This window comes from Desulfitobacterium chlororespirans DSM 11544 (assembly GCF_900143285.1).
In the GTDB taxonomy this organism is placed as follows: Bacteria; Bacillota; Desulfitobacteriia; order Desulfitobacteriales; family Desulfitobacteriaceae; genus Desulfitobacterium; species Desulfitobacterium chlororespirans.
Genome location: NZ_FRDN01000008.1, coordinates 41,365 through 66,095 on the forward strand (window position 1 = coordinate 41,365; position 24,731 = coordinate 66,095).

Consider the following 24,731-nt stretch of genomic DNA (forward strand, 5'->3'; position numbering starts at 1 on the left):
AGATAAATAAATCTGTCACGAGGCGGCAAAACGGTAGAGCGCCGTTAATATTGAGATAGGGGAGATTAGTTTTAGCTAATTTTGAGACCTTTGTTGACAAATTAGCTAAAACTATCTATAATGATCTACAAATAGCTAATAGGGAGGGATGACGATGAGAGTTCCTTCAACGGAGGTCCAGAACAATTTTGGCAAGTATTTAAAGTTTGTGGAGGTCAATGAAGAGATCATTGTGACTAAGAATGGCAGGGATATTGCCAGAATCCTGCCCTGTGATGATCCTCATAAAAACCTGGTGGCGGAGGAGGCCGCCGAGTATCAAACCCGTGGGGGAAGGGTGACTTATGAAGAGTTTCTGGAACTGGTGGAGTCTTCCGACCAGCGGTTTGAGCTGATCGACGGCGTTATCTATAATCTGGCGTCTCCTTCTTACGGACATCAATATGCCGTTCGCGAAATAATAGGTACCTTCTATATCTGGTTTAAGAACAAAAAGTGCATTCCTCTCACTTCTCCTTTTGACGTGACCTTTTTTAAGGCGGAAGATAACATCTGTGTGGTTCAGCCGGATATCGTCATTATCTGTGACCCGGATAACATGGACAAAAAAGGGAAGTACAAAGGAGTTCCCGCCCTGGTGGTTGAAGTTCTTTCCATGTCCACCAGAAGCAAGGATATTATTAAAAAGCTGGAGCTTTACCGGCAATGCGGTGTCAAGGAGTACTGGATGGTTGATCCGAAAAATAAGCTGATCAACGTCTATGTTCTGGAGCAGCAGGAAATCACCGACATCAGGGCCTTCCAGAAGGGGGCTCATGAATATGCTGAATCGGCCTGTTTCAGTGGGTTAAAGATAGAGCTGGCCGGGGTGTTTTTATGAGGAAGAGAGGCATTTCTGCCGGTTAGCAGGTGGTTTAGTCATGGAATCAAAAAACCTAAATCCCTACATCAGGTATATTGAATTGGAGCGGAGCCGGGTTCCGTCGTTTTCACAGTATCCTTTTCATTTGCCGGCGGTAAGGAATCTGGACACCTTAGCGCTGCATCCTAAAGTGACTTTTATTGTCGGTGAGAATGGTTCCGGAAAGTCAACCATTTTGGAAGCCATCGCTGTGGCCTATGGTTTCAATGCTGAGGGAGGAACCAAGAACTTTAATTTTTCCTCCCGAAGAACTCATTCGGATTTGAGCGATTATGTGAAGGTCGTTAAAGGGACGAGAACCCCTCGGAACGGTTTTTTCCTGCGGGCGGAGAGTTTCTACAATTTCGCCTCGAATATTGATGATCTGGATTCGGAAATGGCTTTCGGGCCGCCTTTAATCAATTCTTACGGGGGACGTTCTTTGCATGAGCAATCCCATGGCGAATCATTTTTCGCTGTCTTTCTTAACCGGTTCAGCGGCGACGGCGTTTATATTCTGGATGAACCTGAGGCGGCCCTATCCCCATCCCGGCAGATGTCCATGCTCAGCAGGATGCATGAATTAGTGGGGGAGGGGGCCCAGTTTATTATTGCCACCCACTCCCCGATCATCATGGCCTATCCGGATGCGCTGATTTATCAAATAGGCGACGACATTGAGCAGGTCGCTTATCAGGAAACCGAGCATTACCAGATAACCCGCGCTTTTTTAAATCATCCGCAAAAAATGCTTAAGCTCTTATTAGAATGATGATATTTTGGAATGATGAACATTGCCTGCTTTCCCAGCTTTCGGCTGGGCCTTTTTATTTTGCTAAGGTAAAGAAGAACTTAACCCCATAAGCTGTGTTGTGGGCCCCATAGGCGCTGCCATGGCGGTCAAGGATCTCCTTGACAATGGAAAGCCCCAAGCCTGTACCGCCAAGCTCCTTATTCCGGGATTTCTCAATCCGGTAAAATTTACTCCAGATATGGGGCAGTTCGGCTTCCGGGATGGGCTCCCCGGGATTCTCCACTTCGATAGTTATGCTATCTCCTTCATCGTGGGCGGAAATGCTGATGGTCCCGCCGGGGGGCGTGTATTTGAGAGCGTTATTCACAAGATTGGTCAGGACTTGCTCAATGCGGAACATATCGGCTCTGACTTCCAGATCGTGGGGAGGGAGCTGTAGAGCCAGTGTTTTCTCATTAGTCCGGGTATTGACGCTATATCTCTCTGCAATACTGTTTAATAAGCCGGTCAGGGAAAAGTCCTCAACCTTAAGTTTAAAGCTGCCGGACTCCAGCTGAGAGAGATCCAGCATGTCCTCCACCAGGGAGGCCATTTTTTTGCTTTCATCCATGATGATATGGGCATAATATTCCCGTTTGGTCCCATTGGTGATATTGTCTTTAATCCCTTCGGCATAGCTGTTGATCAGGGAAATCGGGGTTTTCAATTCGTGAGATACTCCGGCGATAAATTCATTTTTCATCAGGTCCAGCTTTTTCTCGTTCTCAATGTCTTCTCTTAATTTCTCATTGGCTGCCTTTAATTCCGATATGGAAGAATCCAGTTTTGCTGAGAGAAAATTCAAAGTGGCGGACAGGCTGCCGATTTCATCCTGGGAGTTGACCGGGCACTTGGCGGAAAAATCCAGTTCGGATAATTTTAAAGCTGTTTTATTCAGGGTGACCAGGGGTTTGGCGATAATTTTAGAGTAGATGAGGGAGAGGGCGAAAATCAAGACTAAGGCAATCATATAGAAGTAAACATAAAATTGCCGGATAACTGCCGCCGCCTCCCCGATGGGCTGCAATGAAGCGGCAGCGGTCAGAATACCGGTCACTTCGCCGCCGACGACAATGGGGGCAATCCCCACCAGGCTGTTTTGACCGTCAATCTTTACACCGGAATGATAGACGATATGTCTGCCTTCATCCAGAACCATAGCCACTGCCAAGGGGTCTGAGGACCACCGCTGCATCCCGTTGATCAGCATTTTCATTTTGCTGTCCATATTGTAGGTAATGATATTATCGACGATTTCCGACGTGGGGTTGGCAGCGGAGGAAGGCTTTTTGGCAATCTTGAGCAGCATTTGCCGTTTATCCTCAAAAATACGCAGGGTGGAACTCGCGAGGCTGATGACCGCGGTGCTGGCGTTGTTTTTATCCTGGAATTCGCTTAATAATTCCGAGGAATCGGTGCTGTTTTCGGCCAGCCGGCTGTAGGTGCTGCTGAATTGCTGGAAATTGGCTTCAAAATCTTTGGTTTTTTTGCTCAGGTAAAAGTTCTCGATAAAAACGGTCTGCAGCAGCATGGTCAGGCTGGTGAAGAAAATAAAAAACAGGGAGGTGATGATAAACAGTTTAAAGGTAATGCTTTTCTTTTTCTGTTTCATTGACCGGCCTCCAGTTTATAGCCGCTGCCCCTGACGGTGGTGATGAGCCGCCCCTCGCTTTTTAATTTTTGCCGGAGCCTTTTGATATGGGAGTCCACGTTGCGCAAATCGCCGTAATATTCATATCCCCAAACCAGGTTCATCATCATTTCCCGGGTAAGCACCCTTTGCTTATTCCTGACCAGACAAACCAGCAGTTCAAATTCTTTGGGAGTCAGTTCGATGGGTTCTCCGGCCAGGGTAACGGTATGGGACAGTTGGTTGATGGCCAGGCGGCCAATTTCATAGATCTCCGGTGCTTCCTGAGCGCCGGCATCCGCCCTTTTTAAAAGGGCGTTTATTTTTGCCACCAGGACTTTAAGGCTGAAAGGCTTGGTAATGTAGTCGTCGGCTCCGTATTCATAACCCAAAAGCTTGTCGTTTTCCGCCGATTTGGCCGTAAGCATGATAATGAGCACCCGGGAATCCTGCTTGCGGATCGTCCGGCAGACGGACAGCCCGTCCAGCTTGGGCATCATGATATCGAGAAGAATCAGATCGACCTGCCTGCTCTTAAAAAGCTCCAGGGCCTCAACTCCATTGGCGGCAGCCAGGGTCTTATAGCCTTCGTCCTCGAGGTAATCGGCAATAATAGTCTGCATCCGGGGCTCGTCTTCCACAATCAATATTGTCTTTTTCATCGCTAGCCACCTTAAGAGTTTATTTTCCCCTCCGTAGATAGTTTACCATATGCCTGGCTGCCGGAAATACAAAAGAAGGCTTTGTCATCAAACTACCCTCAAAATGCCATCAAACCGCCATATTTGCTCCACGGTGCCGCCTAAATCGTTCCTTAAGATAAAGTGGACGGTGCAGAGGCAGGTGAAACAAAAATGAAATGGTCAAAGATCTCCGGCAAGAAAATAAACCTTTTGCCCTGGCTCTTTCTGGGGCCCAGCCTGATCGGGTTTGCTCTTTTTTATCTGCTGCCCTTCATGGACGGTTTTTTCTATTCTCTGGTCGACAGCCCCCTGCACGGAAACTTCGTTGGGCTGCGCAATTACTCAGACTTGTTAAAGAACCCGAGTTTTCTGACGGCCTTGGCCAATACGGGCAAATTTACGCTGGTCTGCGTTCCGCTGAATATGCTTTTCTCTCTGGGAGTGGCCTTGCTCTTAAACAAGAAGATTCAGGGCAGCAATTTTTTTCGCACACTCTTCATCACCCCGCTGGTCATTCCCGTAGCCTCGGTGGTTTTGGTCTGGCAGGCTTTCTTTGATATCAATGGTGTCCTGAACGCCTTCCTTCATGCCCTGAATCTCCAGCCTGTGGATTGGCTGAAGAGTGAATGGGCCAGAGCCGCCATCCTGGTAGTCTATCTTTGGAAAAATACCGGTTACAGCATGGTTTTGTTCCTGGCCGGTTTGCAGAGCATACCGGTTGAATATTACGAGGCGGCCAGGATCGACGGAGCCGGACGCCTGCAGGAATTTTTCCGGATAACCCTGATTTATCTGACTCCCACGGCTTTTTTTGTGTTTGTCATCTCCACCATCAATTCCTTCAAAGTTTTCCGGGAGACTTATCTCATGGCCGGGGAATATCCCCATAGCAGCATTTATATGCTGCAGCATTACATGAACAATATGTTTACGGCCCTGGACTACCAGAAGCTGACCAGTGCGGCTTTTATCATGGCGGCCTTTATTGTAGCCGCGGTGCTGCTCTTGTTCATTGTGGAGCGGAAGATCAGCCGGCTGATCAATTAGAAGCTGAAACCGCCGCCCGCAGGGTCCGGGTTCCGAAAAACATAAGAAAGGAGGGAGAGGGATGTTATCACAGGCAAAACTGGCCAATTCAGGAAAGCATTCTCTCCATAAATTAGTTTACTTCATGATTCTGCTGATCCTGGCCGCTTTTTTCCTGTTTCCCTTAGGGGTGACCCTTACCAATTCTTTTATGAGTGAACAGGAAATCACTACGAATTATGGCCCGGTCACGGATAAGAGTCTGAACAGTTACCAGGACAGTGGGGCAAGTCCTTTTGCCCGGTTTGAGCTTATCCCGGAGCTGGTGACCCTCAAGCAGTATTACAGCGTGCTGCTGGAAAAGACCCAGTTCCTCTTTATGTTCTGGAATTCGGTGCTGCTTACCTTCCCCATCGTCATCGGGCAGACCCTTGTGGCCACTCTGGCCGCTTATGCCTTCGCCAAAATGAAGTTCAGGGGGAGGAATGTGCTGTTCTTTTTGTATATCGTCGTGATGCTCATGCCTTTTCAGGTAACCCTGGTGCCCAATTATATCATCGCCGGCCGGCTGGGCCTGCTCAATAACCCTTTATCCATTATCTTTCCCGGTATTTTCAGCACCTTTGGCGTATTTCTCCTCAAGCAGTATATGGAGCAGATACCGGATTCCTATCTGGAAGCGGCCAAAGTGGACGGAGCCAGCCCGTTTCAGATCTTTCTGAAAATCATTGTGCCCATGTCCAGGGCGGGGATAGCCGCCATGGCCATTCTGGTCTTCATCGATAACTGGAATATGGTGGAACAGCCCCTGATCTTCCTGCAGGATGCGACCCGGCAGCCACTTTCTCTCTATCTCGCCAAGATCGTCGACGGAGAAAAGGGGCTGGCCTTTGCCGCCTCAGCTCTTTATATGATGCCCATGCTTTTGAATTTCCTTTATGCCGAGCGATACCTGCTGGAAGGAATCCGGCTTTCGGGGATTAAGGGCTGACCCGGCCAGGCAGCTTACCGCAGTTTACCAGGAAAGAAGGAAAGAAAGACAGAAGGGAGACGGAAAATGCCCAAGGAAGAACCGGCGGATTTTATCCCGCCTCATGAGGGAGGAAAAAAACAGACCATCGGCCGCCTGAGTCTGATGTTTTTCATGATGATGATAGTTTTGACCTTTTTCTCCAATACCCTGCTTCACTTTACCTTGCCCAAAGTGGAAGCGGAACGGCCGGCCAATGGAGTCCTGATCAAGGAAATATTTGGGGAAGGGACGGTGGAGGTCAAGCAGGTATGGGAGGAATATGCAAAGGCCAATCTGCCTGTTAAGGAGGTCCTGGTGGAACGGGGAGACAGAGTGAGCAAAGGCCAGACCATCCTCAGTCTCGACATCCGCAGCCTTCAGGATAGTTATCTGGACGAACAAACCCGCTGCCAGCTTTTGGAACTCTCTCTGGCAGGGGCCGAAGATGCCCTGGAACAAAAACAACGGGATTATGAAAACATCAAAGCTCTCGTTGAAAATGGGGCGGAAGCGGAGATCAATCTGCTCAATGCCGAAAAAGCTCTGGCTGAGGCCGCAAGAAACTGTGACACTACCCGGCTTAATCTGACCATGCAGGAGCGGAAAGTGCAGAGCCTGGCTGAACAGATGGCCAACGGTGGGGTATATACGGCTTCCGCCGACGGCATCATTACCGAGTTGAATTTCGCCGCGGGTTCGACGGTCAATAGCACCCAGCCTCTTTTTCGTTTAGCGGATACCGGTCAGGGATTCCGGCTGGTTGTCCCCGTTGCCGGGGAGCTGGCCGAGTATGCCCAGCCTGGGGATACGGTCAGTGTCAATATCTACTCCCTGGATAAAAAGACCGAGGGTAAAATTGAAAGAATCACGGACAACAGTCAGCGTCCGGGAGAACAAAAGGATGTATGGATTGACCTGACCGGGGAGGGCCTAGCCGGGGGTGAAAAGGGAGAAATATATCTCAGCAAAAAAACCAAGCCCTACCCGGCCCTGGTGCCCAACAGCGCCATCTATACGGACAGCGAAGGCTCTTTTGTCTATGTCTTGAAATCCCGCAAGGGTCCCCTGGGTATGGAAAACTATGTGCAAAGACTGGATGTCAATGTGGAAGACAGGGACAATGAAAAATCAGCTCTTACCAATATGATTGGGGACGAAGTCATCATCCAGAGCAATAAGCCCCTGGCGGATGGCGATAAAGTGTTGAAGGAGGCAGCCAATTGAAACCGGGCAATACACAGCCGAGCCGGCCCCAATCCCCTAAAGCTGCCTGTCTGATGCTGGCTCTGGGAATTTTACTGCTGACCGTAAGTTCTGTTCTGGGAGAGTCACTTTCCGCTCAGATGACGGGAATTTACGGCCTGCACCAAACCCATAAAATCACCGCTGTCCGGCAGGAAGATGCCGGCCCGGTGGGGAGCGGACCCTTTTCTTTAGAAAAGATAGGCCAGCTTGCCCAATACTATCTGAACGGCCATGATCTGGCTTACGGCACGGAGGCATCTGCCACGGCCGTATACGGGGATAACCGGAGTCCGGCTCAGGTGCTGGGTGTCAATGACCGTTACCGGCAATTTCACACTATCAATCTTATAGCGGGCAGTTTCCTGACTCCCGGCCATGAAAACCAACAAGTGGCCGTCATCGATGAGCAGCTGGCCCGCAGTCTTTTCGGAAATTACCAGGTAACCGGGCTGGAGATCGAGCTGTATGAACGAAAGTTTACCATCATCGGGGTAACCGGCACTGATAATTCCCTGACCGGCAGTTTAGCGGCCCGGGAAACAGGTACGGTCTATATTCCCATAACCAAGCTCCTGGAATTGCAGGAAGGTTCCGCCATAACCTTTCTGGAAGCGGAAACCAGGGACAGCGGCACCACCGGCTCTAATACCGCCTTGCTGGAAGAGGCTTTGACAGCAGTCGGTCAGGACCCCGGAGCTTTCCGGATTACCGATTACACGATGGAGTTCCTGCTCCTGAATCAAAAAAACCACCTGCGCAATTTCCTGGCGGGAGTGGTGGTGCTGGGCTTGCTTTTCAGCCTGCTCAGGAAAAATGTCCGACAGGTTTATGATTTCCTGGGTTCCCGGCTCAGGGAGAAATACTGGGGAGAGATCTTCAGGAAGGACGGGGGCAGGCTTTTTTACGGCCTGGTCAAAGTAGTGCTTCCTTTGGGAGGCATGCTGGCCCTTTGGTTTTTGATCCGCTTCCCCCTCTATATAGCGCCGGAAAACATACCCCAGGAACTGATCGATCTTTCTTTCTGGGCCGACCTGCTGGAAAACCGGCTCAAAGCGTCTTTCCAAGGCGGCGGGTATGGGGTCCTTCCTGGAGAAGTCCACCTGTATTTCCTCCAGGGGATCCAGAACTGGAATCTGCTGCTAAACCTGGTGCTGGGCTGGCCCCTCCTGGGTTGGGGGTTTTACCGGTTAAGTATCCCGTTAAATATCCCGGAGAAAGGTGCCTGGAAGACGGAACTGTTTTTCTGTACCTGCCTGATCAGCGCCTTGCTCCTGGGCACGGGAATTCTTCTGGCGGCAGGAATGCCATTGGCCATCGACGGCAAGGGCATCTTTCTGGTATTTGCCGCCGTATTTCTGGTCGCAGGGCTTAAGGATGCCGGGTCTGCCTTTAAACTGTAAAAAAGACCTGTGAGCGTAGCTTTACGTACAAGTGCGAACGGATTTAGCGGAGGGGCGGTCGGGTTAATGAAGCTTTCTTAACGTTGCGCAGTCACGGTTGACTTGCAGAAAGCAGCGGGGTTTGGCGGAGCTGTTAAGAAAGCGAGTTCACCAGCCCTGGAGCTATGGAGAGAGCGTTGTGCGTAAAGCTACACGACCCGCGCAAAAGCTTTTTCATCATCTGCCGGCGCCCTCTGCGACATGAACGCCCATAAAAACTAAGGAGCTGAGCAAAGAATGGCAGGACTGCTGCTCAAAAACATATCGAAAACCTATCCCGGCCAGGTCACCGCCGTCAGGAATCTTTCCCTGGAGATTCAGGACAAAGAATTCCTGGTTTTGGTAGGCCCTTCCGGTTGCGGCAAAACAACAACTCTGAGAATGATCGCCGGCCTTGAGGATATTTCTGCCGGGGAACTCTATATCGGAGACAAACTGGTCAATGATGTCCCTCCCAAAGACCGGGATATCGCCATGGTTTTTCAGAATTATGCTCTTTATCCCCATCTGTCGGTCTACGACAATATGGCTTTCGGGCTTAAATTAAGGAAAATGCCCAAAGGAGAGATCAGGCAAAACGTGTTGGAAGCCGCCCGCATTCTTGACCTGGAGGAGCTGCTGAGGCGCAAACCCAAAGAGCTTTCCGGCGGGCAGCGGCAGAGGGTTGCCCTGGGGCGGGCTATGGTGAGAAAGCCTCAGGTGTTTTTAATGGATGAACCCCTGTCCAATCTGGATGCCCAGTTAAGAACCCAAATGCGCATAGAGATCGCCAGGCTCCATAAAAAGCTGGCCACAACCTTTATCTATGTGACCCATGATCAAACGGAGGCCATGACCATGGGCACCCGGATCGTGGTGATGAAAGAGGGCTTGGTTCAGCAGGTGGACAGCCCCCAGCGCATCTATAACCACCCGGCTAATCTGTTTGCCGCCGGTTTCATCGGCAATCCCAGGATGAATGTCCTCGAAGTTTTGCTTAAGGAACAGAAGAACGGCCTCTGTGCCGGTCTGGGGGATTTTCTCCTGCCGGTTCCCTCTGCCCGGGGAGCGGGCCTCCGGGAAAAAGGCTGCCGATCGGGCAGGCAAGCAATTCTGGGCATCAGAGCCGAACACCTTGCCTTGCGCCCCCTGGAGGGGAAGTTTCCGGCCTGCCCGCCGGAGCTGCCTTTGGTGCGGGGAAGGCTGGAATTTACCGAACTGCGGGGAGCGGAGAACTATCATTATGTCACGGTTCAGGGGAAGGAGGTTGTGGTCAGAGCCCAGCCGGAATACCGGGGAGAGGCAGGGCAGGAAGTGGAGATCGTTTTTAATATGGCCCAAGCCCATTTCTTTGCTCCGGAAAGCGGGGTGAATATGGAAGCAGAGGGACAGGAACACTGCGTATCCAGAGATCAAATGGATAGCCGGCTTATGTAAATTATCGTTCAAGCAAATGACAGTTCAGGCAACTGATAGTTTAGGTAAATGACAGTTTAGATAAATGATAGTTTAGGCAAATGATAGTTTAAGTAAATAGTAGTTCAGACAAATGATAGTTCAGGAAAATTATCGTCGGATTTTATATAAAGGAGTGGGGAAGATGAACAATACTATTTCGTGCAAACTGAGTAAACAAAGAGTTTATCTCCTTTTGAGCCTGGGGCTGGTCCTCTTGCTGGGAATATTTGCGGTTGGCTGCGGCAATTCACAAGTCAGCGGAGCTGCCGGGGACAGCAATACCCTGACCATTTCAGTGGTGACCAAGGGCATGTACCTGGATGCCGCTGTGCAGAAATTTGAGGAACTCCATCCGGGGGTGACGGTTAAAGTCGAGGAATACACTTCCAATCCGCTGTCGGCTCCTTCCGGGGGCAAGAATCAAGGAATGGCCCTCCGGAATGAGGACCCCGCCGATATCGAAAAATACCTGACGGCTATGAATGCCCAGCTCATGACCGGGCAGGGCAGCGATATTATGCTTTTAAACTATCTGCCCTATGAGACTTATGCCGATAAGAACCTGCTCACCGATATCGGTCAGTTGATGGAGTCGGACCCGGATTTCGACCTGAGCAAATACTATAGAAACATACTGGAGGCTCTGAAATATAAGGGCAGCCTCTATGGATTGCCCGTCGGCTTCAGTGTTGATATGATGGCCACCGACAAATCTTTACTGGCGGATGCCCAGGTGGAGATTGAGGACGGCACCTGGAACTGGCAGGATTTTGTACAGGCAGCGGAAAAAGTCATTCAAGAGAGGAACGGGGGAGACGACGGGGAGATTTATGCCTTGGCCGGTATGAATGAAACCATGCTGATCACCGCTTTAGTCCGGGAAAATTTCAGTAAACTGGTGGATAGGGAGAAAAGGGAGGCTTATTTTGACGGTCAGGATTTTCTGGATCTCCTGAATCTATGCCAATACCTGATTGATCATAACCTGCTTAACACGGAGCCCAATCAGAATAAGGCCATGGAGCTGGCAGCCAGGGGCAACCTTGTGTTCAATATAACTTCTCTTAAAGGGCTGATTAATCTGCAAACACTTAAGGCATCGATGGGCGGGGAAGTGCAGCTGTTGAAACCACCCGGCAACGGCGGCAACCTCACCTTTTCCACCGATGCGCTATACGGGATCAACAGTAACTCCGTCAACCAGGAGCTGGCTTGGGAATTCCTCAAGCTTTTGGTATCCGATGAGATGATGAGTCAGTCCATGTTTTTGGGAATGCCTATCAATAAAAGCGTTGTTCCCGAAATGATTCGCCAGGCTAACGATATCGCCCAGAAGGGCGGAGCGAAGATCATGATGAAATCGGCAGGTGAGAGCCAGGCTCAGAATATAACCCTGCAGCCCCTGGCTCAGGAAGATATAGATTTTGTAGAAAGCCTGCTGACCAAGGCTAATGTTTATAACGGTGCCAATCAAAAGATCCTGGCCATTGTTCAGGAAGAGACGGCGGCTTTCTTCACCGGACAGAAAAGTGCGGAGATGACCGCCAAGCTGATTCAGGATCGGGTGAATACTTATTTGCATGAGTGATAATCAGGAATAGGCCTCTTTATGAAGCGCCGGCTGCCCAGCCGGCGTTTTTGGTTGTCCCTTTTTAGGAGGCCATGGAGGAATTGAATCCATGGCTAAAGAATCTTAACTAGGTAGATGATAAACGATGAAGGGTTTGAGCAGATGTGAAAATACATGAGGACTCCGTATCCCTGAATTCTTATGAGGAAATGGCGGAATATTACTTCAGCTATGTGGACCGGAAGCCTTTTAACGCCTATTATGAAAGGCCGGCCACTCTGTCCCTGCTGCCGGAGGTAGCTGGCAAAAGGGTTTTGGATGCGGGCTGCGCTGCCGGGTGGTATACCCAGTGGCTGTTGGAAAAAGGCGCAGAAGTAACAGCTGTGGATTTTAGTGCCGGGATGATCGAAATGACCCGCAAGCGGGTGGGGGAGCGGGCGGAAATTATCAGAGCCGATCTGAATGAGCCCCTTGATTTTATGGCGAATGAGTCCTATGATATCGTCCTTTCTTCCCTGGCTCTCCATTATTTGAAAGACTGGACCCTGGTGATGAGTGAATTCCACCGGATACTAGCTGAAGGTGGCCGGCTCATCTTCTCCGTCCATCATCCCTTTATGGACTTTACGCTCTTCCAAAGAGATAATTATTTTCTGACGGAATTGCTGGATGATGAATGGGAGACCCAAAATGGGAAAGTAAAGGTACAGTTTTACCGAAGGCCCTTGAGCCAAATTCTTTCGGCGGTACTTGAGGCCGGGTTCCTGATTGAAAAAGTATTGGAACCCATGCCCACCGAGGAATTTAAGTCAGCACAACCGGATGCCTACCGGAGATTGACCCATAAACCTCAGTTCTTATTTTTAAGGGCAAGAAAACCGTGAGTTTTGGCGCGGGGTTGCAGCATAGCACAGCGGAAAGGAAGAGTTATCACCATGGCTGAAAAAAGAACGGCTTATCTGGCGGCGATAGTCTATGCCTTCATTATCGGACTATCCTTTATGTTTGTTAAATTGACTTTGGCAGTAGCGACACCTTTAGATACTTTAGCCCATCGCTTTACCGTTGCCTTTTTGGCAGCAACATTTTTTATCCTTTTTACTAAACACAAGGTGAACATAGGTTGGCATGATGTTGCCCAAATTGCGCCTTTGGCGACCTTGTATCCTATTTTGTTTTTCGGCTTCCAAATTTTTGGCTTGGCCCGAACCACCTCTTCAGAAGCCGGAATCATCCAATCCACCGTTCCTATTTTTACTTTGCTGTTAGCTGTCTTCATTTTGAAAGAAAAGGCTGGCCGGGGACAGCTGATTTCGGTATTTTTATCAGTATCCGGTGTTATTTATTTGCTTACCATGAGTGGAGCAGAATCGGAAACAGCAAATATAGTAGGAAGTGTCCTTATTATTCTTTCCGCTTTTACGAATGCTTTGTATAATGTTTTGGCACGCAAGCTTACCCAACGCTATTCCTTATTGACCCTGACTTATATCATGACCTTGTTTGGTTTTATCGCCTTTAATAGTTTGGCGATTGGCAGTCGTGTGCTCGCAGGAACAGTGGGTGAGTTTTTTCAACCCTTTCTCCACTGGCAATTTGTAGCAGCTATTTTGTATTTGGGAATATTGTCCTCCCTGATAACCTCCTTTCTAGCCAACTTTGTTTTATCCAAGATAGAAGCTGATAAAATGAGTGTATTCAGCAATGTTGCCACCCTTATCACCATCCTCGCAGGCATTTTATTTTTACAGGAAGCCTTTCATTTCTATCATGTCATTGGCGGCATAATGATTATCACCGGTGTTGTGGGGACAAATTTGATGGGGGCAAGGAGCAAAGCAAAGGAAAAAGCTAAGGATGTTGAAGAATGACGCTTTACTATAAATATTTAGGAAAATATAAAATCCCCTTTTTGATTGCGGTCTTCTGTGTGACTCTGGAAGCAGTCTGTGATTTGCTGGGGCCTACCCTGATGGCCCGCATTATCAACCGTGGAATCGAAAAGGGCTCCCTGGCCGAGGTCTATTACTGGGGGGCCTTGATGCTGGCTGTAACACTGCTGGGGGCCTGTTTTGCTGTAACCAGAAGCAATCTGTCCAGCTATGTTTCGCAAAGGATGGGCGGGGATTTGCGGGCAGATTTATTTGGGAAAATCATCTCCTTTGCCGAGCAGAGCGGAGATAAGATCGACGGCGGGTCCCTGATCACCAGAATGACCAATGATACTTCCCAAATCATTCAGTTCATCAATGGGATGATGCGTATTTTCCTGAAGGCCCCCCTTACCGGTATCGGCAGTGTGATCCTGGCCAGCTGGCTGAATTTCCGGCTCAGCCTTATTATCTATGGGGTAGTAGCTGTGGTTTCCTTATTGATTTATTCCAGCATGAAGTTCAGCTATCCCCGCTTTTATCAATTGCAAAAGGCTGTGGACCGGGTCAATCTGAAGGTCCAGGAATATTTGATCGGGATCCGGCTGGTGAAAGCCTTCGGGACCTATGATCAAGAGAGGGAAAAATTTGCTGAAGCCAACCGGGAGCTCATGCAGAAGGGGATCTCCTCCCAGATGGTGATTACCGTGATCTCTCCCTTTTTGACGCTGGTGGTCGGGACCGGAACTGCCGCGGTGATCTATTTGGGCAGCCGCTTGTTTATGCTGGATTTGGCTGATCTTGGTGATATGATGGCCTTTACCATTTATATGGCCCAGATTCTGACCTCTCTGATTATGATCACCACTGTTTTTACCACGTTCGTGCGGACCAAGGCTTCAATGGAGCGGATCGGGGAGGTGCTGGACTGTACCGAAGATTTTGCCCCCAGCGGGGCAGGGAGAAAGCTGCAGGGGAAGATCACCTTTGACAAGGTTACCTTTGCTTATCCTAACGGCAGCGGAGTCCCGGCCATCCGGGAACTTTCCTTCACCGTCAATCCCGGCGGGAGCCTGGCCGTTATCGGCCCCACCGGCAGCGGCAAATCAACCATTGCCTGGCTGCTGCTGCGCTTTTATGATGCGGACAGGGGTAGGATCATGCTGGACGATTACCCGATCCAAGAGCTGGGCGCTGACGAAATCCGCCATAATATAGCTATAGTTCCCCAGAAGCCTATGCTGTTTTCCGGAACGGTAGCGGAAAACCTCCGCTGGGGGGATAAGCAGGCCTCCCCGGAAGAGCTCAGGCAGGCGGCGGAAAAGGCCCAGGCCGACTTTATCGGGCAGATGGCGGACGGATACGACAGCCTCCTGGGTAGTGAAGGGGTCAATCTGTCCGGAGGCCAGAAACAGCGTCTTTCCCTGGCCCGGGCGATCTTGAAAAAAGCCCCGGTCCTGATCCTGGACGATGCCACCAGTGCCCTGGATGCGGTGACCGAAGCTAAGGTAAGGGAAAACCTTAAGCATAATGACTACCGGCAAACTGTCCTGATCATTACCCAGCGCTGCGGAACAGCCATGTCTGCGGATCAGATTCTGGTCATGGAGAATGGCCGGCAAGCGGGCTTGGGGTCTCATGAGGAATTGATGAGGAACTGTACTATTTACCGGGATATTTACCATACTCAGCTGGAAAGCAGCAGGGAGGCTTAAGGTATGGCAGGAGGATTTCGCACTCAGCAACCCAAAGCCCCCGCACTTGTCAATCGGCCGGGAGCCGGCAACCGTTTTGTTCCGGCTGCCAAACCCAAGAATACCAAAGGGACCCTGAGGCGGATTGTCAAAATCTATCTGCGCTGGGCCAAGAGCATTTTCGCCGCGATTTTTCTCACAGCGGTTTCCTCTCTGGTAGCGGTGGCGATTCCCTATTATGTGGGTCAAACCTTCAATACTTTTCATATTGACCACCGGAGTGTGGATACGGCCAGGCTGGTTTCCCTGCTGCTGATTATTTTGAGCCTGTATCTGGGCAATCTGCTGCTCAATCTGCTCAATGGGACCATAACGCTGCGGATCTCCCAGAAGCTGGTCTATACTCTGCGGCAGGAGTTTTTTGCCAAAATGCAAAAACTTCCTCTGGGTTTTTATGATACCCGCTCCCATGGGGATACCATGAGCCGGATCACCAATGATATGGATAATATCAGCTCCACCATCGCCCAGACCACCACCCAGCTCATCGCCAGCATCCTGACCCTTGCCGGTTCCCTGGCGGTCATGCTCAGTCTGAGTGTGCCCCTGACCTTGGTGGTGCTGCTCTGTGTGCCTTTGGTTTTCTTATTGACCAAAACCATTGCCACCCGCAGCCGGGCTTATTTTTTGGCTCAGCAAAGAAGCCTCGGGGCCCTGAATGGAGTTATCGAAGAAAATATCCTGGGCCTGAAAATGGTGAAAGCCTTCAACAGGCAGGAGGAGGTGCTCCGGCAATTCCAGGAAATCAACCAGGGCTTGCGTGAAAGCAGCTACAAAGCTCAGGTTTGGTCCGGCTCTTTAATGCCTTTGATGAATGTGATCAATAATCTGGTCTTTGCAGCTGTGGCCATCTGCGGGGGAATCCTGACCTTAAGTCAGGGGCTGGCGGTAGGAACGGTGGTCAGCTTTTTAACCTATTCCAAACAATTTGCCCACCCGCTTAATTCTGTAGCCGGTATGTTTAATACCATCCAATCGGCTTTGGCCGGTGCGGAGAGGGTTTTTGAAATTCTGGATTATGAGGAAGAAAGGGCAGATGAGGAGAATGCCCTGGAAATGGAACATCCCGCCGGTGCCGTTGCCTTTGACGAGGTCAGCTTCTCTTATGATAAGACCCAGCCGATTCTTAAAGAGGTGAGTTTTCAGGTCAATCCGGGGGAGGTCGTTGCTTTGGTGGGAGAAACCGGTGCCGGGAAAACAACCATCGTCAATCTTTTAACCCGCTTTTATGATGCGGACAGCGGGGAGATCAGGATTGACGGGGTGCCGGTTACCCGGATCAAACGGGCCAGCCTGCGCCGCTGCTTCTCGGTTGTACTGCAGGATACCAGCCTTTTCAGCGGCACACTCATGGACAATATCCGTTACGGGAGAGAGGATGCCACCGAGGAAGAGGTGATCAGGGCGGCGCAAATCGCCCATGCCCACGGCTTTATCGCTAAGCTTCCCCAAGGTTATGGGACCCGGGTCTCCGCAGCCAATGATACTCTGAGCCAGGGGCAAAAGCAGCTGATCTCCATCGCCCGGGCGCTGCTCTGCGACAGCCCGATTCTGATCCTGGATGAAGCCACCAGCAGTGTGGATACCAAGACGGAAAAAGATATCCAGAAAGCTCTGGTCAGCCTGATGCAGAACCGGACCAGCTTTCTGATTGCCCACCGTCTTTCCACGATCCGGGATGCGGACCGCATCATGGTGATCGGGGAGGGGCAGATCCTGGAATCCGGCAACCACCAGAGTCTGATGGCAAAGCAAGGCCGATATTATGAAATGGTCATGAGTCAGCTGGGCAGTCAAATGGCTAAATCCTTTTCATTAAAAGCATAGATCCCTAACTGCAGAAGAATTACAGAGCCGGCCGTCAGCCCGATGATCTTCCTGGCCGGATCGGAAGTCCCTTCAAGCACCTCCTGGGGCTGGTAACACTGAAAGAGAGACAGCCTGCGAATCCAGGAATGCTGCTCACTGAGTCCTCCGGCCACATCCAAGGCGTAAAAGGTTAAGGTTGCTCCCGCCGCCAGAGTGAGAGCCAGATCTTCCTGGGCGGTCAGGGCGGAAAAAAACAGGCTGTAAGCGCCAATCAATGAATAAAAGGCCAGGCTGAGCAGCCCAAAACGACAATAGCGCCAGCTGTCGATAGTAATGCCAAAGCGGTAGGCTCCACAGCACAGTCCCAGCAGGGTGGCCAAAACCAGCAGGGCATTCCCGCTGAAAAGCACCAGAGCCTGAGTGAACAGATAGTCACCCCGGGGAACCGGAGTGGAGAGGAGCAGGGCCAGAGAGCCGTCATCGGCCAATTTGGCCAGCAGTTCATTGGCTGTTTCCACATTGTATAAAGACATCAGCATGGCCCAAATCCGCGCCAGGAATTGGGCGGAGATAAAGGCTTCAAAGGTATCCACACGTGCCTCTTCGGCGACTCCGAATACGGTTTTTACAGCTGAGGGTATGGAGTCGGTGAGCTGCGTCACGGCCGAATTCTCTGCAATCACAGGGTAGACCCAGGTTAAGAGGGTTTCATAGAGGACGATGCCGGCAGCGAGTTTGGCAACTTTTTTACGGTTTTGCTTCATCATGGCTCGAAATAAGGCCCGATTCAAGTGTTATCCCCCCTTAAGCTTGAGTGGTAATAGTGCATAAACGCTTCTTCCAGCTCCAGGGAGCCTTGTTGAAAACGCCTGACCCGGATTTGGGCCAGGGTTTTCCATAGTAATTCCTGTTCACCGGTGACTTGGATAGTAAATTTAAGATGATCCAAGGGGTAAAGGGTGAGGCCGCTTTGCCGGAGCAATTCGGCATCCTCTTCTCCGCTTACCTCAATGTCAAAGGTTTGGCGCTCCTTCTGCTTGAGCAGGGTTATATCCTGAATGGCCAGCAGCTCGCCATCCCGAATCATCCCCACCCGCTCACAGGTTCTTTCGATCTCGGCGAAATGGTGGGAAGACATAAAAATGGTTTTTTCCCGTTTCTTTTCCTCAAGAATCAATTCGATAAAGGTTTTCTGCATAAGAGGATCAAGCCCTGAGCTGGGTTCATCCAAGATAAGAACGGGAGCGTCCAGCATTAAGGCGGCAATGATGCCCAACTTTTGCTTCATGCCCTTGGACATTTTGCGAATCCTCTGCTTCGGATCAAGATCGAGAGCGCGGAGCAGGTCTTTTTGTCTTTTTCTGATCGTTTGCTGTGTTCCATGCATGCCTTCGATAAGATCCAGAAATTCCTGGCCGGTAAACTGTTCCATAAAATGCAATTCTCCAGGCAGATAACCGGTGATTTGCTTTAATTCCGCCCGATCCCGCCAGCAATCCAGCCCCCAAATTCTGGCGCTGCCCAGGTCGGGTTTCATAAACCCCATAAGCAGGCGGATTGTGGTGGTTTTGCCGGCTCCGTTCGGTCCTAAAAATCCCAAAGCTGTCCCTGACTCCACCTGAAAGGAAAGGTTCTTAACCCCTCTTACTTCATGGTAGGATTTCGTGAGTTCACTGACTTCAAGCAAGGCTGGCCACCTCTTTAAAAACCTTTTTCTTCCATAAACTATGCTGTTTACAGTTAATTCGTGATGGGTCATGTTCGGCCGGTTGTTTGGACCGAGGCAGAAAAGAGGACACTTGCCAAGCTTACTACTCTATGATATTATATAGCGGTAGTCAACATTATAGATTACCCATGTTGTTGAAGATCAGGGAGGTAGTATTCTGGATAACCTAAGCGAGATGCTCAAAGGCGTTTTGGATGGGATCGTGCTGGAGATTATCAGCCGCGGTGAAATATACGGGTATGAGATTGCCAAACAACTGCATGCCATGGGTTTTAAAGACCTTGCGGAGGCAACCGTGTATGCGCTGCTCTTACGGCTGGAGAAAAACAAGCTGGTTCACATCACCAGGAGGCCCTCGGAAATGGGTCCCCCCCGAAAGTTTTATACGCTCAACGAGCGGGGGATTGAAGAACTGGCAGCCTATTGGGCAAGATGGGATTTCTTGAGTGAGCGTATTCATATTTTAAGAAATAATGGGGGCAAGAGTAATGAGCTTCAGTAAAGAGATCAGGGAAAAAATCCGCCGGTTTGCCGAAGAGCAATCCCAGCACTACCTGGAAGAAGCGGAGATGACTTATCTGGAGAAGCTGCGCCGCAAAACCGGTGAAACGAAAAGCAAGGTCACAGCCAAGCTGGCCAAGCTGAAGAACCGCTCGGCGACAGCTCTGGAAGCGCAAAACGATATGATTCTTTATATGAGCGATTACATGAATGATTTGATTGCCGAAGGATACTCCGAGCAGGATGCGTTTAAGCAGGCCAAAGAGGAGCTCAGATTCCGCAGTGAAACAGCTAAGTCAAGCGATTTGCAGGAGCGGTTTGCCGAATACTATGCCAATATGAATCCTGCCGATTATGAAGCCGTGGGTTTGTTTTACGCAGGCTTCCTGTTCTTTGGCATTGCTATCGGCGCCCTGACCGGGTTTATCGGCAGCGGCGGGCGGGAAATGTTCATGGCCGGCGGTTGGATTGATACCCTGATTGGAGCTGCCGTGGGCATAACCGTCGGCATCGGCTTGGGGCTGATCAGCCACGCCATCATCGCTTTAAAGAAAAAGCTTCCATCATAAGGAAATCTTAAGAAGTTCATAAGCTGGAATTCCTATATGGCTCCTTGTTCTGTGCTTGAATAATATCAGCACAAAATAAGGAGTTGTTTTTATGGCCCAAAGACCAAGGAGAAAAAAGCGAAAATCAAAACCCCCCATGCTGTTGTTACTTCTGCTCCTGGTTGTTATAGCCGTCTTGGGATATAAGTACCTCCCTGAACCTCAGCAGTCAGCAGAGAAAATCTCCGGGGATAGAACAGGGGCAGTTTCCCAGTTGAAGCCGGAGACTCAATCCGCTGTTTCGGTATCTGTCGGCAGGCTGAACAGTTCTCAGGCTATTCTGGTCCGCTTAAAGGATCAAAAGATTCTTATGGAAAAGGGCAGTGAAGAAAAAATCTATCCGGCTTCTTTGACCAAAATCATGACAGCCATTCTGGCTATAGAAAATCTGCCTGATCTCCAGGAGAAAATTCAACTTTCCCAAGCAACCTTTCAGGGATTGTACCAAGCCAATGCCAGCATGACAGGCTTTCAGCCGGAGGAGCAGGTCAGCGCCATGGATCTGTTATACGGTGTTATGCTGCCCAGCGGTGCGGAAAGCTGTGTCGGGCTTGCGGAGAGAATTGCCGGTTCAGAGAGGAAATTCGCTCTCCTGATGAATCAAAAGGCGGCAGCTCTGGGCATGAATCATACCCATTTTGAAAATGCCACCGGTCTTCATGCTGAAAACCATTATACAACTGTCAAGGATCTGGCGGTTCTGCTCAGTTATGCCCTGCAAAATGATCTGTTCCGGGAAGTTTTCACTGCATCCCGTTATTCCACTCCGCCTACCAATAAGCATCCCGGCGGCATAACTTTTTACAGCACCATGTTCTCAGCACTGAGCAGCCCAAAGATTGCCGGAGGGGAAATTTTAGGGGGAAAGACCGGATATACCGATGAAGCGGGTTTATGCCTCGCCAGTTTCGCTCAAGTGGGTAAGGGGCAATACATTCTGGTCACAGCCGGGGCCAAAGGGAATCATGATTCCGAGCAGTACAATATTACCGATGCCCTGGCAGTGTACAACAGCCTGGGCAAGGAATAGAATTCTGCGCTTTTTCAGGTAGACGGTTCCCGATCCGGCTCCCTGGAAAAATTAAATGATGCCAGATCGGAAGACAGCTTTAAAAAGGCCGGTTATAGTTAGAGATGAGAGGGGAAGTATGGCATAATAAAGTGAAAAACAAAATTCACCTCAGTAAAGGAGTGGTCCGATGCAAACAGAAATCAAGAATCAATTGCAGGAACTGGCGGAAGAAAAATACCAGGTGTTTTCTTCGGGCCTGCTTCCGAATATCGGCAATATTTTAGGGGTCCGCCTGCCTCTTTTGCGCAAAATGGCCAAGCAGATCACCAAGAGGGACTGGCAGGAATACTTAAAGACGGCCCGGGAGGATTCCTTTGAGGAAATCATGCTCCAGGGCATGGTCATCGGTTGTGCTCAATGTTCGGTCCCAGAAAGGCTTGCTTATATTCAGGGATTTGTGCCGAAGATCGATAATTGGTCGGTGTGTGACAGCTTCTGCAATGGGCTGAATTTTACGAAGGAAAACAAGGAACTGGTTTGGGATTTTCTTCAGCCCTATCTGCGCTCGGAACAGGAATTTGCCATCCGCTTTGGGGTGGTCATGCTGCTCGCCTATTATATTGACCCAGAATATATCACAGCCGTGCTGGAAGGATTGGACGGCATCCGGCACGAAGGATATTACGTGAAAATGGCGGTGGCCTGGGCCATTTCCATCTGCTATATCAAGCTGCCGGAAGAGACCCTGCCTTATCTGCAGCATAATCATCTGGATGACTTCACCTATAACAAAGCCCTGCAAAAGATCACGGAATCCTACCGGGTGGATCAGGAAACCAAAAAGCAGATTCGCCTGATGAAGCGCAAATAATTCGAAGGAGGAAACCCAGTGATCGTCAGTGCTAGCCGCCGTACGGATATCCCCGCCTTTTATTCCCAATGGCTGCTCAACCGCCTGCAGGAAGGGTGTGTTCTGGTGCCCAATCCCAGGAATCCTTTCCGTTACAGTCGTGTGGAGCTAAACCCCCAGGTCGTGGATTGTCTCGTTTTCTGGACCAAGAATCCATCCCCCATGCTTCCCAGGTTGGCTGAGATCGCCGCTCTGGGCTACCCTTTTTATTTTCAGTTCACCCTGACCCCTTATGATCGTGACCTGGAGCAGAATCTGCCGCCTAAGGAAACTCTGCTGAACATCTTTCAGAAGCTGAGTGCTATGCTGGGACCGGAACGGGTGGTATGGCGGTATGATCCTGTGATTCTGACCCCGGAGCTGGACCTTGAGTATCACTTGAGGGAATTTGGACGCATGGCGGCAGCCCTGGCAGGTTACACCCACCGCTGCATTTTCAGCTTTTTGGATGTGTACCCTAAAGTGGGCAGAGCCATGAGTCTGGCCTTAGCTCAGGAAGCAAAGGAAGCGGATGAAACAGCCATGGGCCGAATTGCCGAGGGCTTTTCCGCCATTGCCCGGAAGCATCAGCTGGACCTCTTTACCTGCTGCGAGCCTGTGGAGTTGAGCCAATATGGAATTAAGCATGCCTCATGCATCGATCAAGGTATGATTGAAAAGATCCTTAAGTGTAAAATCCAGGTCAAAAAGGACCCTAATCAGCGGCCCTCCTGCGGATGTGTGGAAAGTGTGGAGATCGGCACTTATGACAGCTGCCCCCATGGCTGCCTTTACTGTTACGGGACATCTTCATCTAAAACTGTTCGCAGCAATATGGCCTGCCATGATCCCAAGTCACCGGTTTTGATTGGCGATCTTCCTCAGAACGCCATCATTACGGAACGGAAAATGTGCTCCAGGAAAGATGCCCAGTTAACTTTGTTTTAAAGAAAGTATGCAGGATGTAAAATTTTATTTTCGGTGTGGATACCATTTGAAATTATTCCTTCATCAGTCCATAATAACAATAGATATAGAATGATGGTAAGGGGTCCAAGCCTTGCTTTGATTTGTTTTGTTTAACCTGGAATGTAAGGTTAATCAAGTGAATATCGACGTAGTTAACTCAGAAGTTGCAAGGATTATTTGAAGGAGGGGAGTTCGCAAGTGAATTTTTTTAAGAAAGCACCTTGTGAAGAAGCATTGTGTGTTATTAAGAGTGTTGAAGACCGCTTAAATGGGCTGGAAGTTGAGCTTCCGGATGTGCAGTATCCCATTCACCAAAATCTTGTGAAGATTTTCGAGAAACTCTTGGACAGCGAAGAGCATATGTCCAAAAGCTCCAAGAAAATGATTGGCCTTACCTCGGCCTTAAGCAATTTTGACGTGGAGATGACCCATTCTTCCCATAAATTGATTGAATTCGCCAGAGAGATGTCAACCATCAGCGAATCCAATCTGGCGATTGTGGAAGAGATCAGTGCCAGTATGAGTGAAGTGAATGACACTATCAGCAATACTTCCGAAGTGATGAACAGCCTTCAGGAATCCTCCCGGGCACTTGTCCTCAAAAACGACGAGAGCATCGCCCGGATTGAGGAAATCGATGTGCTGAAAAATGATGTTACCAAAGATGCGGCCTTGATGAGCGAACAGATCAAGGTGCTGGTGGAGATGGCGGTCAAGGTAAATGAGATTGTGGACGGTGTGGAGAATATCGCCAATCAGACCAATCTGCTGGCCTTGAATGCAGCCATCGAGGCAGCCCGGGCCGGGGAAGCGGGAAAAGGCTTTGCTGTGGTAGCCGATGAAGTGAGAAAGCTGGCGGACAGCACCAAAACCAGCCTGGGGAACATGCGCTCCTTTGTCAATAACATCCAACAGGCGGCGGTAAGCGGGCAGTCCAGCATGGAAAACACCATGAACTCCACGGCTAAAATGCACACCAAATTGGATATGATATCTCAAACCATCATTGAAAATGTATCCATGTTAAAGAACACGATCAGTGATGTTGATCTTATTACCGAGTCCCTGGGGCATATCAAGGAATCCGCCAGTCAGATCAATCAGGCCATGGAGGCATCCACCCAGGATGCCGAAAAGCTCAACCTGATGACCCAGAGGATTCAGGATGATGCGACCCAAAGCGCCGACAACGCCAAAGAGATAGCCAGGATCGATGACGAACTCAGCGGCCTGGTCAGAGAAATGATCACCGCCCTGAACGGCGGCAAAAATGCTGTATCCAATCAGGAACTCCTGGAGAATATCAGCAAGGCCAAGGCGGCTCATGCCAACTGGATTAAAAACCTGAACAGAATCGTGGAAGAAATGACAACCTATCCTTTGCAAACCAACTCGAAGAAATGCGCCTTTGGTCATTTCTATCACTCCATGGATGTTTCCGGAACGGTTTTGGAAGATGCCTGGCAGGCTATCGACCAGGTCCACGACGAATTTCATACCAGCGGCAGTAAGGTCATCGAGGCTGTCAAAGAAAAGCAGCCGGAATTAGCCAGAGAGTTATTTTTACATACAAAGGAACTTTCCCAGAATATTTTTGCTAAATTGGACGAAGTCACTCATATCATCGAAGGCAGCGCCGCTCAAGGTGTGGAGATCCTGAGAACCAGTAAGGCGAGCTGAAACCCAACCCTCTTGCTGCTCATCCGGTGCGAACCTGTAGTGAACATGAAAATACCGGGGGGTTCGCACCGCGAAATATGAGGTAAATTGTCTAAATATGGATATTGTAGTAGGTTTGGCTTTGGTTATTGGGTAGAAAAATTTTGAAAAGTAAACAAAAGTGAGTCTGTTAG

The 24,731-nt window shown here is 49.8% G+C and carries 22 protein-coding genes; 18 read left to right on the plus strand and 4 right to left on the minus strand.

Annotation, left to right across the window (positions count from 1 at the left end):
• Positions 1-154 precede the first annotated feature (154 nt).
• Both BUA14_RS12890 and BUA14_RS12895 read left to right on the plus strand, forming a co-directional pair.
• Positions 155-880 carry a type II toxin-antitoxin system Phd/YefM family antitoxin gene (locus BUA14_RS12890; protein ID WP_072772960.1) on the plus strand — a complete coding sequence of 242 codons (726 nt, stop codon included), beginning with the start codon at positions 155-157 and terminating at the stop codon, positions 878-880.
• A 40-nt stretch (positions 881-920) separates the two neighbouring features.
• Entirely contained in the window at positions 921-1,673 is a 753-nt protein-coding gene (locus BUA14_RS12895) for an AAA family ATPase (RefSeq protein WP_072772961.1), read from the plus strand.
• A gap of 55 nt (positions 1,674-1,728) precedes the next feature.
• Here BUA14_RS12895 and BUA14_RS12900 read toward each other — a convergent pair whose 3' ends face one another.
• On the minus strand, positions 1,729-3,306 hold the full coding sequence (locus tag BUA14_RS12900; protein WP_072772962.1) for a sensor histidine kinase: 1,578 nt from the start codon (positions 3,304-3,306) through the stop codon (positions 1,729-1,731).
• Positions 3,303-3,986, minus strand: coding sequence for a response regulator transcription factor (locus tag BUA14_RS12905; protein ID WP_072772963.1), 684 nt, complete (start codon positions 3,984-3,986; stop codon positions 3,303-3,305). The genes BUA14_RS12900 and BUA14_RS12905 overlap by 4 nt, the downstream gene beginning before the upstream one ends.
• Positions 3,987-4,178: 192 nt before the next feature.
• On the opposite strand from BUA14_RS12905, the gene BUA14_RS12910 reads away from it, so the two are divergent.
• The 10 genes from BUA14_RS12910 to BUA14_RS12955 all read left to right on the plus strand — a co-directional run bounded on the left by BUA14_RS12910 (position 4,179) and on the right by BUA14_RS12955 (position 17,188).
• Positions 4,179-5,054, plus strand: a complete 876-nt coding sequence (locus BUA14_RS12910) for a carbohydrate ABC transporter permease (protein ID WP_072772964.1) — start codon at positions 4,179-4,181, stop codon at positions 5,052-5,054.
• Positions 5,055-5,115: 61 nt separating this feature from the next.
• On the plus strand, positions 5,116-6,024 hold the full coding sequence (locus BUA14_RS12915) for a carbohydrate ABC transporter permease (RefSeq protein ID WP_072772965.1): 909 nt from the start codon (positions 5,116-5,118) through the stop codon (positions 6,022-6,024).
• Positions 6,025-6,090: 66 nt separating this feature from the next.
• On the plus strand, positions 6,091-7,269 hold the full coding sequence (locus BUA14_RS12920; protein WP_072772966.1) for an efflux RND transporter periplasmic adaptor subunit: 1,179 nt from the start codon (positions 6,091-6,093) through the stop codon (positions 7,267-7,269).
• The gene (locus BUA14_RS12925) at positions 7,266-8,690 is read left to right on the plus strand and encodes an ABC transporter permease (RefSeq protein ID WP_072772967.1); all 1,425 of its coding nucleotides are present in this window, start codon (positions 7,266-7,268) and stop codon (positions 8,688-8,690) included. The genes BUA14_RS12920 and BUA14_RS12925 overlap by 4 nt, the downstream gene beginning before the upstream one ends.
• 276 nt (positions 8,691-8,966) lie before the next feature.
• Positions 8,967-10,145, plus strand: a complete 1,179-nt coding sequence (locus tag BUA14_RS12930) for an ABC transporter ATP-binding protein (protein ID WP_072772968.1) — start codon at positions 8,967-8,969, stop codon at positions 10,143-10,145.
• Positions 10,146-10,308: 163 nt separating this feature from the next.
• On the plus strand, positions 10,309-11,754 hold the full coding sequence (locus BUA14_RS12935; protein ID WP_084078608.1) for an ABC transporter substrate-binding protein: 1,446 nt from the start codon (positions 10,309-10,311) through the stop codon (positions 11,752-11,754).
• A gap of 146 nt (positions 11,755-11,900) precedes the next feature.
• Entirely contained in the window at positions 11,901-12,620 is a 720-nt protein-coding gene (locus BUA14_RS12940; protein WP_242954652.1) for a class I SAM-dependent methyltransferase, read from the plus strand.
• Between the two features lie 51 nt (positions 12,621-12,671).
• Positions 12,672-13,607 (plus strand): DMT family transporter, encoded by a 936-nt coding sequence (locus tag BUA14_RS12945; protein WP_072772969.1) that lies wholly within the window; start codon positions 12,672-12,674, stop codon positions 13,605-13,607.
• Positions 13,604-15,322, plus strand: coding sequence for an ABC transporter ATP-binding protein (locus BUA14_RS12950; protein ID WP_072772970.1), 1,719 nt, complete (start codon positions 13,604-13,606; stop codon positions 15,320-15,322). Before BUA14_RS12945 ends, BUA14_RS12950 begins: the two co-directional genes overlap by 4 nt.
• Before the next feature lie 3 nt (positions 15,323-15,325).
• A complete protein-coding gene (locus BUA14_RS12955) occupies positions 15,326-17,188 on the plus strand; it encodes an ABC transporter ATP-binding protein (RefSeq protein ID WP_072772971.1) in 1,863 nt (620 codons plus the stop codon).
• Here BUA14_RS12955 and BUA14_RS12960 read toward each other — a convergent pair.
• Both BUA14_RS12960 and BUA14_RS12965 read right to left on the minus strand, forming a co-directional pair.
• Positions 17,155-17,961 (minus strand): ABC transporter permease subunit, encoded by an 807-nt coding sequence (locus BUA14_RS12960; RefSeq protein WP_072772972.1) that lies wholly within the window; start codon positions 17,959-17,961, stop codon positions 17,155-17,157. The genes BUA14_RS12955 and BUA14_RS12960 overlap by 34 nt on opposite strands.
• Positions 17,958-18,857, minus strand: coding sequence for an ABC transporter ATP-binding protein (locus BUA14_RS12965; protein ID WP_072772973.1), 900 nt, complete (start codon positions 18,855-18,857; stop codon positions 17,958-17,960). Before BUA14_RS12965 ends, BUA14_RS12960 begins: the two co-directional genes overlap by 4 nt.
• 217 nt (positions 18,858-19,074) lie before the next feature.
• Between BUA14_RS12965 and BUA14_RS12970 the strand changes: the two genes are divergently transcribed.
• The 6 genes from BUA14_RS12970 to BUA14_RS12995 all read left to right on the plus strand — a co-directional run bounded on the left by BUA14_RS12970 (position 19,075) and on the right by BUA14_RS12995 (position 24,558).
• Complete coding sequence (locus tag BUA14_RS12970) at positions 19,075-19,401, plus strand: PadR family transcriptional regulator (protein ID WP_072772974.1); 327 nt, start codon at positions 19,075-19,077, stop codon at positions 19,399-19,401.
• Complete coding sequence (locus BUA14_RS12975; RefSeq protein WP_026184043.1) at positions 19,388-19,969, plus strand: DUF456 domain-containing protein; 582 nt, start codon at positions 19,388-19,390, stop codon at positions 19,967-19,969. The genes BUA14_RS12970 and BUA14_RS12975 overlap by 14 nt, the downstream gene beginning before the upstream one ends.
• A gap of 91 nt (positions 19,970-20,060) precedes the next feature.
• Positions 20,061-21,038 (plus strand): D-alanyl-D-alanine carboxypeptidase family protein, encoded by a 978-nt coding sequence (locus tag BUA14_RS12980; RefSeq protein ID WP_072772975.1) that lies wholly within the window; start codon positions 20,061-20,063, stop codon positions 21,036-21,038.
• 169 nt (positions 21,039-21,207) lie between these two features.
• Positions 21,208-21,891: a DNA alkylation repair protein gene (locus BUA14_RS12985; protein ID WP_072772976.1), complete on the plus strand. Its 684-nt coding sequence runs from the start codon at positions 21,208-21,210 to the stop codon at positions 21,889-21,891.
• A gap of 18 nt (positions 21,892-21,909) precedes the next feature.
• Positions 21,910-22,857 carry a DUF1848 domain-containing protein gene (locus tag BUA14_RS12990; protein WP_072772977.1) on the plus strand — a complete coding sequence of 316 codons (948 nt, stop codon included), beginning with the start codon at positions 21,910-21,912 and terminating at the stop codon, positions 22,855-22,857.
• Positions 22,858-23,076: 219 nt separating this feature from the next.
• The gene (locus BUA14_RS12995; RefSeq protein ID WP_072772978.1) at positions 23,077-24,558 is read left to right on the plus strand and encodes a methyl-accepting chemotaxis protein; all 1,482 of its coding nucleotides are present in this window, start codon (positions 23,077-23,079) and stop codon (positions 24,556-24,558) included.
• The last annotated feature ends 173 nt before the right edge of the window (positions 24,559-24,731 follow it).